This window comes from Microbacterium sp. NPDC086615 (assembly GCF_040686055.1).
In the GTDB taxonomy this organism is placed as follows: Bacteria; Actinomycetota; Actinomycetes; order Actinomycetales; family Microbacteriaceae; genus Microbacterium.
The window spans coordinates 19177-31780 of record NZ_JBFBJJ010000028.1 but is presented as its reverse complement, the minus strand read 5'-3'; the positions used below and the strand labels follow the sequence as shown (position 1 = coordinate 31780).

Annotated in this window: 12 protein-coding genes and 1 riboswitch; of the genes, 7 read left to right on the top strand and 5 right to left on the bottom strand. The window is 72.1% G+C overall.

The features are described 5' to 3' along the window. The 3 genes from AB0O24_RS17925 to AB0O24_RS17915 all read right to left on the bottom strand — a co-directional run. The coding region (locus tag AB0O24_RS17925; protein ID WP_363376761.1) for a DUF222 domain-containing protein at positions 1 to 859 on the bottom strand (859 nt) is incomplete at its 3' end. An 880-nt stretch (positions 860 to 1739) separates the two neighbouring features. Continuing rightward, positions 1740 to 2105, bottom strand: a complete 366-nt coding sequence (locus AB0O24_RS17920) for a GntR family transcriptional regulator (RefSeq protein WP_275796093.1) — start codon at positions 2103 to 2105, stop codon at positions 1740 to 1742. Beyond that, positions 2102 to 3781, bottom strand: coding sequence for a D-alanyl-D-alanine carboxypeptidase (locus AB0O24_RS17915; protein ID WP_363376759.1), 1680 nt, complete (start codon positions 3779 to 3781; stop codon positions 2102 to 2104). Before AB0O24_RS17915 ends, AB0O24_RS17920 begins: the two co-directional genes overlap by 4 nt. A gap of 36 nt (positions 3782 to 3817) precedes the next feature. After that, positions 3818 to 3928, top strand: a riboswitch (TPP riboswitch). Here AB0O24_RS17915 and AB0O24_RS17910 point away from each other — a divergent pair. From AB0O24_RS17910 to AB0O24_RS17900, 3 genes are all read left to right on the top strand, one after another. Continuing rightward, on the top strand, positions 3921 to 4553 hold the full coding sequence (locus AB0O24_RS17910; RefSeq protein WP_363376757.1) for an ECF transporter S component: 633 nt from the start codon (positions 3921 to 3923) through the stop codon (positions 4551 to 4553). Its footprint overlaps the riboswitch before it by 8 nt. Continuing rightward, on the top strand, positions 4553 to 6001 hold the full coding sequence (locus tag AB0O24_RS17905; protein ID WP_363376756.1) for an ABC transporter ATP-binding protein: 1449 nt from the start codon (positions 4553 to 4555) through the stop codon (positions 5999 to 6001). Before AB0O24_RS17910 ends, AB0O24_RS17905 begins: the two co-directional genes overlap by 1 nt. After that, on the top strand, positions 5998 to 6780 hold the full coding sequence (locus AB0O24_RS17900; RefSeq protein ID WP_363376754.1) for an energy-coupling factor transporter transmembrane component T: 783 nt from the start codon (positions 5998 to 6000) through the stop codon (positions 6778 to 6780). The genes AB0O24_RS17905 and AB0O24_RS17900 overlap by 4 nt, the downstream gene beginning before the upstream one ends. A gap of 192 nt (positions 6781 to 6972) precedes the next feature. Here the strand turns inward: AB0O24_RS17900 and AB0O24_RS17895 are convergent, their stop codons facing one another. Then, positions 6973 to 7707 (bottom strand): aminoglycoside 3'-phosphotransferase, encoded by a 735-nt coding sequence (locus tag AB0O24_RS17895; protein WP_363376752.1) that lies wholly within the window; start codon positions 7705 to 7707, stop codon positions 6973 to 6975. A 269-nt stretch (positions 7708 to 7976) separates the two neighbouring features. On the opposite strand from AB0O24_RS17895, the gene AB0O24_RS17890 reads away from it, so the two are divergent. From AB0O24_RS17890 to AB0O24_RS17875, 4 genes are read left to right on the top strand one after another with little or no spacing between them, the layout of a single operon-like run. Next, positions 7977 to 8918, top strand: a complete 942-nt coding sequence (locus AB0O24_RS17890) for a hypothetical protein (protein WP_363376750.1) — start codon at positions 7977 to 7979, stop codon at positions 8916 to 8918. Positions 8919 to 8963: 45 nt separating this feature from the next. Beyond that, complete coding sequence (locus tag AB0O24_RS17885; RefSeq protein ID WP_363376748.1) at positions 8964 to 9725, top strand: SDR family NAD(P)-dependent oxidoreductase; 762 nt, start codon at positions 8964 to 8966, stop codon at positions 9723 to 9725. Next, positions 9722 to 10501, top strand: coding sequence for an enoyl-CoA hydratase/isomerase family protein (locus AB0O24_RS17880; RefSeq protein WP_275796076.1), 780 nt, complete (start codon positions 9722 to 9724; stop codon positions 10499 to 10501). Before AB0O24_RS17885 ends, AB0O24_RS17880 begins: the two co-directional genes overlap by 4 nt. Continuing rightward, complete coding sequence (locus AB0O24_RS17875; RefSeq protein WP_307384563.1) at positions 10498 to 11328, top strand: NAD(P)-dependent oxidoreductase; 831 nt, start codon at positions 10498 to 10500, stop codon at positions 11326 to 11328. The genes AB0O24_RS17880 and AB0O24_RS17875 overlap by 4 nt, the downstream gene beginning before the upstream one ends. 363 nt (positions 11329 to 11691) lie before the next feature. On the opposite strand, the gene AB0O24_RS17870 is transcribed toward AB0O24_RS17875, so the two are convergent. Continuing rightward, positions 11692 to 12534, bottom strand: coding sequence for a Cof-type HAD-IIB family hydrolase (locus tag AB0O24_RS17870; protein WP_363376746.1), 843 nt, complete (start codon positions 12532 to 12534; stop codon positions 11692 to 11694). Positions 12535 to 12604 lie beyond the last annotated feature (70 nt).

The window sequence follows — 12604 nt, the reverse complement described above, 5'->3', positions numbered from 1 at the left end:
CGGTGTTCTCGTGCTGCGGGTCGAGCATGGTCAGCGCGGGCACGACGACCTGGACACGGCCGCGGATCGCGCCGAGGGTGCCGGGGCCGTCATCGACGCGGGTGGGGTCGGCGTCGGGGGCGGCGGTGAGAAGGAGGTCGGCGAGGATGTCGGCGCGTACCTGCGCGGTGGTGCGCTCATCCGTGGCCGACACCGGGGTGTCACCGCGCGCGTCGATGAGGGTGCGGGCTTGTTGGGTGAGGCGGTCGTAGATGCCGAAGGCGAGGATCGTGGGGAGGGTCGCGATCAGGTCGGACATCCCGTCCTGCCCCGTGACGACCCTTACGCAGCGGGTGTCGCGGCCCCGCTGGTGGCGTTCGGTGATCGTCGTCGGCTGCAGGCTCTCGGCGAGCGCTGCCAGGCGGGTGCGCAACCGCCCCGGGCTGAGCCCGTCGGCGGTGGCGACTGCCAGGGTGTCGAACTCGGCGCGGACCTCGGTGGGCAGGGGCGTTCCAACTTCGAGGATCGTCTGCACATGAGCGCGGGTGATCGTGCCCCGCTCCCACGCCGAGAGGGTGATGGGGTAGTCGTCGACCAGGGTCATGGCGCGGCTGATCTGCATCTGCAGGGACCGGTCGGAGACGTTCTCGGCCGCCGCGATCTCGGACGCAACCTCACGAAATGCCATCTCCGCGGCCCGCGAGGACGAGGGCCTTTCGGCCATCACATCCCGCGCGAGATGCCCCGCCTCCGCTAGGGCGCGGGTGCGCGCCACCTCCGCGGCGGCGACCGCGGCGCCCGTGCGGAGCACCTCGCCGAGCACCGCGGACAGGGCCCGCGGGCCACTGTCCGGTGGTGTCGACGAGGTACCCGTATGCATGTGTGCATGCTAGCGAGGGGGTCCGACATTGACGGGGGCTCGGGAGCCCCGGTGGGGATGGATCCGGATATTGCTCCGATGTGCAGAAGGCATCCCCGGGCGACGGTGTGCGCTTCACGGGATGGCGGGCGAGGGTCGCCTGTATGGCGTTGAGGGGACGGGGCCGTCGGCGCGGGCCCTCCACGCCGCGGCGCCTGGCGGTGATCGTCCGCGTTCCGGCTCGCTCGGCGTCGGGGGCCGCGTTCGGCGCTGCCGTCCGCGGCATCCATAAACGCTGTTCGCGCGCAGAAACGCGGGGAGGGCGCGTTTATGTGAGCCAATGGCGTTTATGGGTCGCGGGTCTCGGCTCGGGTGGTCGCTCGTCTGCGCACCCGGGCGTTCACGGCGCCTGCCCGGAGCTGTCGGCGTGGTTCGACGGAGCGTGGGTGGCCCGTGTGGGTTGTCCGTGCGTGGCGTGTTCGCCGCGGCATCCATAAACGCTGTTCGCGCGCAGAAACGCGGTGAGAGCGCGTTTATGTGAGTGAACGGCGTTTATGGGTCGCGGGTCCCGGCTCGGGCGGCTGCTCGTCTGCCGACCCGGCGTCCGCAGGGCGGCCTGCCGGGGCCGTCGATGTTCGACGTGGCAGAGGCAGCCCGCGCGCGGCCCGCACGTGGCGTATCGATCGCGGCATCCATAAACGCGATCGGCGCGCAGAAACGCGTGGAGAGCGCGTTTATGTGAGTCGACAGCGTTTATCGCCCGAGCTCGGCGCCCCGCGCCGACGCCGCAAGCGCCGCCACCGCAAGCACCGCCACCGCAAGCGCTAGCGCCGAAGCACCGCCACCGCAAGCACCGCCACCGCAAGCACCGACGCCGCAAGCGCCGAAGCGCCCCCGGCGGCTAACCGTCCGCCAGCGCCGCCCGCACCAGCTCCACCGCATCGGCGGGCGCGACGCCCAGCCGGCGGACGGTGTCGGCGTACGCGCGCGCGGCCTGCGCGGCGCGCGCGGACGCGGAATCCGTGCCGCGCACGATCGTGCCGGCGCGACCGCGCGTCTCGACGTAGCCCGCTTCCTCGAGCTCCTTGTACGCGCGGGCGACGGTGTTCGCCGCGAGGCCCAGGTCGCTTGCGAGCGTCCGCACCGGGGGCAGGCGTGTGCCCGCGACCGTCGACCCGTTCTCGATGCCGGCGATGATCTGCGCCCGCACCTGCTCGTAGGGCGGCGTCGGGGAGGTGGCATCCAGGCGGATCTCCACGCCGGTCACCCGTTCAGACCGAACAGATCGAGGGGGTGCGTGAGGCGCCAGAGCGGGTCGGGCGGATCGATCGTGTCGGTCAGCTGAGCGTCGACGGTGTCGGTGTTGAGCGGGCCCGTCACGGTGAGCGTGCCGACGTCGTCGCCCGCCGCGCGGGAGTCTCCGAGGTCGAAGCGCGTGGAGGTCCCGGCGACGGCGCTGTTCCACAGCACGACGGTGGCGTCGGAGGTCGTGACGACGTTCGACTCCTGACCCCACAGCGTCTTGACGCGGCCGATCACGGTGCCCGAGGTCACCGAGGGACGCGGCTGCAGCTCCTCGGCGATGCGGGCGTAGAGGTCACGGCTCGCCTGGTTGCGCTCGTCGGGTCCCGGCTGGCCGAGCACCGCCGCGTAGGCGCGAACGGTCACCGTGCCGATCGTGAAGTCCTTCGCCGACAGGAGGTTCCACGCGTCGAGGGTTCCGGTCTTCACCCCGACCACGCCCGGGTCGGCGAGCAGCGGGTTGCCGTTCTTGAACGACCCGGCGCCGGGCAGGGTCAGCTCGGGCGTTCGCACGATCTCGGCGATCACGGGATTGGCGAGCGCCTTCTCGGCGAGCGCGATGAGCGCCGCGGGGGTCGCGGTGTTGCCGGCCTCGATCCCGGTCGGGTTCACGATCGTGATGCCCGTGATCCCGCGTTCGGCGAGATACGCGTTCGCCGCGGCGGCGAAGTCGGCGTTCGAGGGGAAGAGATCGGATGCCAGCCGCTGGGCGTAGTTGTTCGCCGAGGCGATGAGCATGCCCTGGAGCATCTGCAGCTCGGTCAGGCTGCCGTCGACGGGGACGTCGAGCGAGGACTCTCCGCGGGCGCGGTACTGCCAGTAGTCGGCGCTGTCCGCCTGGGTGAACGCGTACGACGGCCCCTGCTCGCCCGGGCTCAGCGGCAACCGGTCGAGGACGACGAGTGCCGTCACGACCTTGGTGATGCTGGCGATCGACTCGGGCGCGCTCGCCGACGACGACAGCTCGCCGGGCACTCCCTCGAGAGCGATCGCGGCCTCGCCCTGCGCCGGCCACGCGGGGTCGGCGGGCGGCGCGGCCGTGGGCTGGAGGGCGATGGGAGTGACCGTGGGCTGCACCGCGTTCAGCGGCCACAGCAGCGTCGTGGCGGTGTAGGCGCCGATCAGCAGGATCAGGAGGATCGTCGGGACCACCGTCGCGGGACGGAGGATACGACGACGACGTCGACCCGCGAGCAGATCGACGGGGCGTCCGGTGGCGCCGGAGACGACGAATGCGGGGGCCGGGCGGGGTGCGGCGGCGGCGTCGGGGTCGACCCATCCGAGCGCCCCGAGGGCCGCGGAGGTGGGATCCGGTTGCGATGCGGGAGAGGGGACGGATGCCGAGGCCCCGGGCTCCGGCGGCGTCGCGGGCGCGGTGGGTGCGGGCTGCGGCGCGGCAGCCGACGCGGGCTGAGCCACGGGTACGGGGGCGGATGCCGGGGCCGCGGCATCCGGCTCGGGCGACGTCGCGCCGTCGGCGGGGGCGTCCGGGACCTCCGCCGCGGGTGCTGTACCGGAGGGAAGCGGGACGTCCGCAGCGGTCGTCGCGGGTGCCGGATTCGGAGAGGGCATGGCCTCGTCGGCCCGCAGATCAGCAGAATCTCGCGCGGCGCGCCGCGTGGCCGGGGTCTGCTCGTGCACCCGCCCACGCTACCCCGGGCGTCCCCCTATACTCGTCAGCACAACCACGGGAGTCCGGTGAGCCGGGCTGAGAGGAAGCGAATCCACGCTTCGACCGTCGAACCTGATCCGGATCATGCCGGCGCAGGGAGGAGAAGAAATGCACACGTCCACGTCTGCGCGCACGGCCCCCGCCGTGGCATCCGGGAACCGCTTCACCTGGCGGGTCGTCGACATCGTCGTCGCCGCCGTCCTCGGTGTCGCGGTCGGCCTCGTCTTCTGGGGGTGGAACACCGTCGGCGGTCTGTGGTTCACCGCGATGGACGCGTTGACTCCCGGCCTCGGCGGCATCGCGGTCGGCATCTGGCTCATCGGCGGCGTGATCGGCGGTCTGATCATCCGCAAGCCGGGCGCCGCGCTTCTGGTCGAGCTGATCGCCGCCGTCGTCTCGGCGCTCATCGGCAACGTCTGGGGTGTCACCACCATCTTCTCCGGCCTCGCCCAGGGGCTGGGCGCGGAGCTGATCTTCCTCGCCTTCCTCTACCTGCGCTTCACCCTGCCCGTTGCGATGCTCGCGGGTGCCGGCGCCGGTGTCGGCGCGTGGGTCCTGGAGCTGTTCCTGACGCCGAACCTTTCCAAGACGGTCGAGTTCAACCTCACCTACCTCGGCACGCTCGTCGTCTCGGGCGCTCTGCTGGCGGGCCTCGTCGGGTGGCTGCTCGTGCGGGCGCTCGCCGCGACCGGCGCGCTCAGCCGGTTCGCCGCCGGGCGGGAAGCACGCCGCGACGTCTGATGCCGGGCCCTGCGCGCGTCGACGTCGAGGGCTGGGGCTGGCGCTACGCCGGCAGAAAGCGCCCCGCCACGCGTGACGTCGACCTGACGATCGAACCCGGCGAGCGGGTCCTCCTGCTCGGTGCCTCGGGAGCAGGCAAGTCCACCCTCCTCGCGGGGCTCGCCGGGCTCCTCGGCGGTAGCGACGAGGGGGAGGCCACCGGCCGGATCCTCGTCGACGACCGCGCCCCCGAGGGGCAGCGCGGCCGGATCGGACTCGTCCTGCAGGATCCCGAGGCCGGGATCGTGCTGTCGAAAGTCGGCGACGACGTGGCGTTCGGCTGCGAGAACCTCGGTGTGCCTGCGGCCGACATCCCGGCGCGGGTGGCGGAGGCCGTGGCATCCGTGGGTCTGTCCGTGCCGCTCGACCGCCCGACGAAGGCGCTGTCGGGTGGGCAGAAGCAGCGTCTGGCGCTCGCGGGGGTTCTCGCGATGCGTCCGGGGCTGCTGCTGCTCGACGAGCCGACCGCCAACCTCGACCCCGAGGGCGTCGCCGAGGTGCGGGCTGCGGTCGAGCACGTCGCACGGACCGACGGGACCACCGTCGTCCTCATCGAGCACCGCACCGCGGTGTGGGTCGACCTCATGACGCGCGTCGTCGTGCTCGCCCCCGGCGGAGGCGTCCTGGCCGACGGTCCACCCGATCGCGTGTTCGCTCGGCACGGTGCCGCGCTCGCCGCCGCGGGTGTGTGGGTGCCGGGGCGCCCGGTCGATCTGCCCGTGCTCCCTCCGCTCGAGATTCCGGATGCCACGCTCGAAACGCGCGGGCTGTCGATCGGGCGCGAGCGGCGCGCGGTCGTCGCGGCGGGACTCGACCTCGCCGTTCCGCGCGGCGCCGGGACGGTCGTCACCGGACCCAACGGTGCGGGCAAGTCGACGCTCGCGCTGACCCTCGCCGGGCTCCTGCCGGAGCTCTCGGGGGAGGTCGTCGCCGCGGAATCCCTCGCGGCCCGCGGCATCCGTCGTCCCTCGCGCTGGCGCTCGACCGAGTTGCTCACCCGCATCGGCACGGTGTTCCAGGAGCCCGAGCATCAGTTCCTCGCCCCCACGCTCCGTGACGAGCTCGCGGTCGGACCGAAAGCCCTGCGGATGCCGACTGCCCAGGTCGACGCGATCGTCGACGAGCTTCTCGAGAGGTTGGATCTGGCATCCCTCGCCCTCGCGAACCCCTTCACGCTGTCGGGAGGGCAGAAGCGACGTCTGTCGGTGGCGACCGTGCTCGCGGCCTCGCCCGAGGTGATCGTCCTCGACGAGCCGACGTTCGGGCAGGATCGGCGCGGGTGGAGCGAGCTCGTCGCACTGCTGCAGCGCGAGATCGCGAAAGGTCGGACGGTCGTCGCGGTCACCCATGACGCCGACGTGGTGCGGCACCTCGGCCAGCACCGCATCGCGCTGGGGGACGCGGCATGACCGCGGTCGACGTCGCCCCGCGCACGGCGTGGCTCGACGGCGTGAATCCCGTGACGAAGGTCGCGATGGTGGTGGTGCTCGCGCTCCCTCTGCTCATCTCGGTCGATGCGGTGAGCGTCGCCGTCGCGCTCGTGCTCGAGCTGGCGTGCGTGCCCTTCACGGGTCTGGCGTACCGCGTGGTGGTCACGCGCCTCGTGCCGGTGCTGGTGTTCGCCCCGATCGCGGCGGTGAGCATGCTGCTGTACGCACGCCCGGGCGGAACCGTCTACGGCACCTTCCTCTTCGCGACGATCAGCGACGACTCGCTCGCGCTGTCGTTCGCGGTGCTGCTGCGCGTCGTCGCGCTCGCGCTGCCGATGATCCTGCTGTTCGCGCGCACCGACCCGACCGAGCTCGCGGACGCCCTGGCGCAGGTCGCGAAGCTCCCGAGCCGGTTCGTGCTCGGCGTGCTCGCGGGTGCGCGCACGGTCGGGCTCTTCGTCGACGACTGGCGCACGATGACCCTCGCCCGGCGCGCCCGCGGGCTCGGCGATCGAGGGGCGCTGCGCCGGTTCTTCTCGATGGCGTTCGTGCTGCTGGTCTTCGCCGTGCGCCGCGGGACGACGCTCGCCACCGCGATGGAGGCCCGCGGCTTCGGCGCCGACATCGAGCGCACCTGGTCGCGTCCGTCGACGCTGTCGGGTCGGGATGCCGTCGCCCTCACCGGCTCCGTCGCCCTCGTCGCCGTGGCGCTGAGCGCCGCCGTGGTGTCGGGCGCGTTCCGCGTGGTGGGTACGTAGGCCTCGGCGTGGGTGCTGCGCCCGCAGGTGCTGCGGCCTCGCCGTTACGCGCGCACCGCGCCGTCACGCTGCGTTCGGAGCCTTGAGTGTCCAAGAAACCCGGACACTTTTGAAAATCGTCCGGGTGTTTTGGACACTCAACGGAGTTCGGGCTTGGGCTCGAGCCGGGGCGGGGCGCGGAGGGAAGGGGCCTCACGTCGCGTTCCGCAGCGCGCGGTAGTACGCCAGGCGGGTGGCATCCGGAGTGACGCCGTAGGCCTCGAGGAGAGGCTCCTCCCAGCCGGGACCGTAGTTCCAGACCGTCGACATCGCCGCGACCGCGATATCGGCCCAGCGATCCGCGACGCCGAGGGCACCGAGGTCGACGTGCGCGCTCCACTCCCCGTCGTCGGCGACGAGGGTGTTCGGCACGCACGCGTCGCCGTGGCAGACGACGAGCCGATCGATCGGCGGGGCGTCACGTAGGTCGTCGGGCACCCGGATGCCACGTCCCGCGGCGTTCGCAAGACGCTCGGGCACCGCCCACGAGAACGGACACTCGGCCACCGGCACCGCCTCGTGCATCGCGCGCAAGCCCCGTCCCACCGCCCGCACGGCACGAGCGGGATCGGCGAGCCACCGCGGATCCACGGCGGACAGACCCGGCATCGCCTCGGTCACGAGCCACTCGTGCGTGGCATCCTGCCCCTGGTCGAGCACCCGGGGGACTGGGGTGAACCGGCGCGCCCAACGGAGGCGCTCCGCCTCGGCCCGCATCGAGGTCTCGTCGTTGCGCGGCCCGAACTTCACGAACCGGATGCCATGGGCCCCCGCCGCCCGGAACGTCTGGCCGCCGAGGGCGTTGCGCCACACCGGCTCGAGGGCCGCGTCGCCGGCGAGCTCTCGCACGCGCGCCGGGACGGGCTCGGACGCCGCGGGGATGCTCATCGCTCGATCCTCGCGCGCTCCCCTCGCGGGCGCGAGCCCGCGGCGGGCTGAGCGCGGGCCGGGTGTCCGGAACACCCGGACGTTTTTGGCGGGGATCCGGATGTTGTGGACGCTCAACGGGCCGCGCCGCTCGTGGTGGGGCGCGGCGGTGCGTCTGCGGCGGGCGCGCGAGCGGTCGAGCATGTGCGGCCCCCGGCCAACCGGGGCCCTGGTGGGCGGGCAGAATGAGGACCGGGGGGGTCATGGAACTGTCGCTTGGGATTTTGGCGGTGAGCGTCGCTGTCGCGGCCGCGGTGCTCTTCGCCGCTCTGCCGCGGATCGGCACTCCCGGGGCGATGACGCTGTTCCTGCGCTACGCCGCGGTGTCGGGCGTGGCCGCGGTGGGCTCGAGCGCGATGTACTTCATCTACGGCGCGGGCGGCGGCATCGTCGCCCTCGTGCTGGGTGATGTGGCGATGGTTCTTGCCCCCGCCCTGCTGCTCATCGCGCTGAAAGCCCTCGCGGGCCGGAGCGCGCGGCGCTGGGCGACCGCAAGCCTGGCCCTGGTTGTGGTGACGGCTGTCGTGACGGCGACGGTGTCGCTGCCGTGGTCTCTGGTGGTGAAGGTCCTTCTGCTGACGGTGCTGTGCACGGCGTGTGCCTTATCCGCCGCCCGTCTGCGCCTCGAGCCGCGCTGGCCGATGCGTCTGATCTTGACCGCGAACGCCGCCTACGCGACGTACTCGGCAACCCGCATCATCGTCGGGTTCATCGCCGGGGCGGATTCGCCGCTGTACGCGCTCTGGTTCTCGTTCGCTCCGGTGACCATCGCTGGATCCCTCGCGATCCTGGGGATCGGGGTCGCCGTCGTGCGGGTTCGCGTCGGGCCGCGCGCTCAGGCGGCACCGGTCACCTGCCCGGCGGGGCGAGCGGTGGTCGTGGGCGACTGGGCCCTGGCATCCGCCGCGTACGGACCGGAACGCATGCGGGCGATGGTCGCCGAGCTGCAGAGCACGGCGCGGACGTTCGACGAGACCGCGCGAGATCTCCCTCGCGGGGTGGAGATCACGATGCCGGACGCGATCACGAGGCTCGGCGACAGTCTGCGCGACGTGTACGGCTGGAAGCCCGACGAAGTCGCGCTGCTCGTCGACGGGGCGACGACGGCCGCCATCCACACGCATCCGCAGCGCACGGGGCGGCGACGCGGGCGGGGCTCCGCGCGAACCTGAGTCCCGGGTAGGGTGATACTCAGTTTCTGCTTCGAAGGAGAACGCATGGACATCTCAGGAGCCTCCGCCCTCGTCACCGGCGGTGCCTCGGGCCTGGGCCTGGCCACCGCGCGCCGCCTCGCTGCGGCGGGCGCGCACGTCACCGTCGTCGACCTCCCGTCGTCGCCCGGCGCGGACATCGCCGCGGAACTCGGCGGTACGTTCGCCCCCGCCGACGTGACGGACGCCGAACAGGTCGCCGCTGCCGCGGCCCGCGCGTCCGAGGCGGGGCCGCTCCGCATCGTCGTCAACTGCGCCGGCATCGCCCCGCCCGCCAAGGTTCTCGACCGTGACGGCACCCCCTCTCCGCTCGGCGACTTCGAGCGCGTCATCCGGGTCAACCTCATCGGCACCTACAACGTCATCGCTCAGACGTCGGCCGTCATGGCCCGAACCGAGCCGACCGAGGGAGGCGATCGCGGCGTCATCGTCAACACCGCCAGCGTCGCGGCCTTCGACGGGCAGATCGGCCAGCCCGCGTATTCGGCGAGCAAGGGCGGCGTGCACGCGATGACGCTCCCCATCGCCCGCGAGCTCGCGCGCCACGGCATCCGCGTCTGCACCATCGCCCCCGGGATCATGGAGACGCCGATGCTCAAGGGTCTGCCGCAGGCGGCGCAGGACTCGCTCGGCCAACAGGTGCCGTACCCCTCGCGCCTCGGTGCGCCCGACGAGTATGCACGGCTCGTGCTCGCGATCGTCGACAACGGTTACCTGAACGGCGAGACGATCCGCCTCGACGGCGCGATTCGGATGGCACCGAAATGAGCGACGGCATCCTGCTCCACGTCGAGGGCGGTCTCGCGCGGGTGACGTTCGACCGGCCCGCCTCGCTCAACGCGATGGACTTCCCCATGGCCGCCCGCTGGCGCGCGGTCGCGCACGAGGTCACCTCCGATCCGTCGGTCGGAGCGGTGATCCTGGATGCCAACGGCCCCGCCTTCTGCGCGGGTGGCGACGTGGTGGCCATGGCGACCACGGGCTCCTCGGGCGCCGAGGTGACCGAGACGGCGCGGGCGATCCACGACGGCATCCGTACCTTCGTCGAAGCGCCGCTGCCGATGGTCGCGGCCGTGCAGGGCGCTGTCGCGGGCGGCGGGCTCGGACTCATGTTGACCGCTGACTACGTCGTGGCGAGCGAGAACGCGCGCTTCGTCAGCCGGTACGCGAACATCGGCCTGACGCCCGACCTCGGCGTCTCGACCCTGCTGCCCGCGGCGATCGGACAGCGGCGGGCTCTGCAGCTGCTGTTGCAGGACCGGATGCTGTCGGCCTCCGAGGCGCTGGAGTGGGGCTTGGTGGCCGAGGTCGTGGCAACCGAGGATCTGTCGGCGCGGGTCGAGGAGGTCGCGCGCTTCTGGCTCGATGGGGCGACCGCGGCGTTCGGGCAGGCGACGCGTCTCGTGCGCGTGGGCGCCGGCCGGACGTTCGCGGAGAATCTCGACGACGAGGCCGCGACGATCGGCGCCGCGTTCGACACCTCCGAGGCGAAGGTGCGGGTCGCCGCGTTCGCCGCTGCCTCCGCGAAAGGACCACGTTCGTGACGCTCGCAGGTAAGACCATCTTGATGTCGGGCGGCAGCCGTGGCATCGGCCTCGCGATCGCGCTGCGCGCCGCGAGCGACGGCGCGAACATCGCGCTGCTCGCCAAGACCGACACCCCCCACCCCAAGCTCGAGGGCACGGTGCACACCGCGGCCGAGGCGATCCGCGCGGCGGGCGGTCGGGCGCTGCCGATCGTCGGCGACGTGCGGGACGAGGCATCCATCACCGAAGCCGTGATGCGGACGGTCGGGGAGTTCGGCGGCATCGACATCGTCGTCAACAACGCCAGCGTGATCGACCTCTCGGGCTCGCTCGACCTCGCGACCAAGAAGTACGACCTCATGCAGGACGTGAACGTCCGCGGGACGTTCCTGCTCTCGCGCGCCGCCGTTCCGCAGCTGAAGGATGCCGAGAACCCGCACATCCTGTCACTGTCGCCGCCGCTGAACGTCACACCGAAATGGCTCGGGGCGCACACGGGGTACAGCCTCGCGAAGTTCGGGATGACGATGGCGACGCTGGGTCTCGCCTCGGAGTTCCAGAGCGACGGGATCGCGGCGAACACGCTGTGGCCCCGCACGACCATCGCGACCGCCGCGGTGCAGAACGTGATCGGCGGCGACCGGCTGATGGCCGTGTCGCGCACGCCCGAGATCTACGCCGACGCCGCGTACGAGGTGCTCACCTCGCCGTCGCGCGAGCTGACCGGGCAGACGCTGATCGTCGAGGACGTGCTTCTCGCCGCCGGCGTGACCGACTTCTCGGGCTACGCCGCCGTGCCGGGGACGCCGGATGAGGCGATGTACCCGGACATCTTCCTGGACTGAGGCGGGGGTCTCGGTCCCTTCAACGGGCTCAGGGCCTGGGTTGCGGGTGGCTGAGGTCGTCGAAGCCTCCGTCCCTTCGACGGGGACCTGGCGCGCGAGCGCAAGGTGCTGTGGTTCACCTGCATGAGGCGTGGGGCAGGAGTTACCCGGGGCAGGGGCAATCGATGCGCTGAGGCGGCTGGATCATGCAAATGGGCCGCGCCCCGGGCGCGACGGGGCGTGAGGCCGTGCCCCGCGCGCGACCGGGGCGGGCAAGGGCACTGGTCCACCTGCATGATCGGTGTGGCAGATGTGGTCTGGCGGGGCCTTCGAGGCGCTGCGGGAGTCATCGCTCCTGCAGATGAACCACGAAGCGCCCGCAGGTCAGATCAGCCCGAGCTCCGCGAAAGCGTTGTGCACGCCGTCATCCAGCACCGACGTCGTGACCCGACCGGCGAGCTTCTGCAGCTCGGGCACCGCGTTGCCCATGGCGACGGGCGTCCCGACGACCTCGAACATCTCGACGTCGTTCCAGCTGTCGCCGATGCCGATGGCATCCGTCGCGGGCAAGCCCAGCTGCGCGAGCACCGAGGTGATCGCGGAGCCCTTGGTCACGCCCGCCTGACCGATCTCGCCGTTCGAGCCGCCGGGCAGCGGGATCGACCCGGGGATGACGTGGAAGGCGTCGCCGAGCTCGGCGGCCGCGTGCACGACCGTGTCGATCGAGGGGCTCACGAACACGGCCTTGGCGACCGCGTCGCGATCGACCTCCGCGACGGGACGCGGCTCCTTCCACAGCGGCTCCTCCGCGGTCAGGCCCTGCTCCGCGAGCTGAGCGGCGCGCTCCGCGTGACGCTCCCTGCGGTACGCCGTCATGACGGCGCCCATTCCCTCGCTCGCGAAGACACCGCCGTGCGTCTGCAGGAAGTAGTGGATGCCATGGGTCTCGAAGTACCGCTCGAGCAGCTCGACATCTGCGCGGGGCATGGGCTGCTCGACCAGCATCTCCTCCCCGCGCGTCGCGTACGCGCCGCCGTTGGTGATCGCCCCGTCGAATCCGATCGCGAGCACGTCGGGGTGGACGTCGCCGGCGGACCGGCCCGTGCTCAGCCACACCTGATGGCCGTTCGCGCGGGCCTGGCGGATCGCGGTCACGGTCGAGGGGGCGATGAGCGAGCCGTGCTCGAGGATCGTGCCGTCGACGTCGAGGAAGGCGATGCGAGTCATATGCACTCCAAGGAATGGACGCCGCGGCGTGAAGCGACGGCATCGTTTTCGGTCGTGGGGAAGGGGCGGG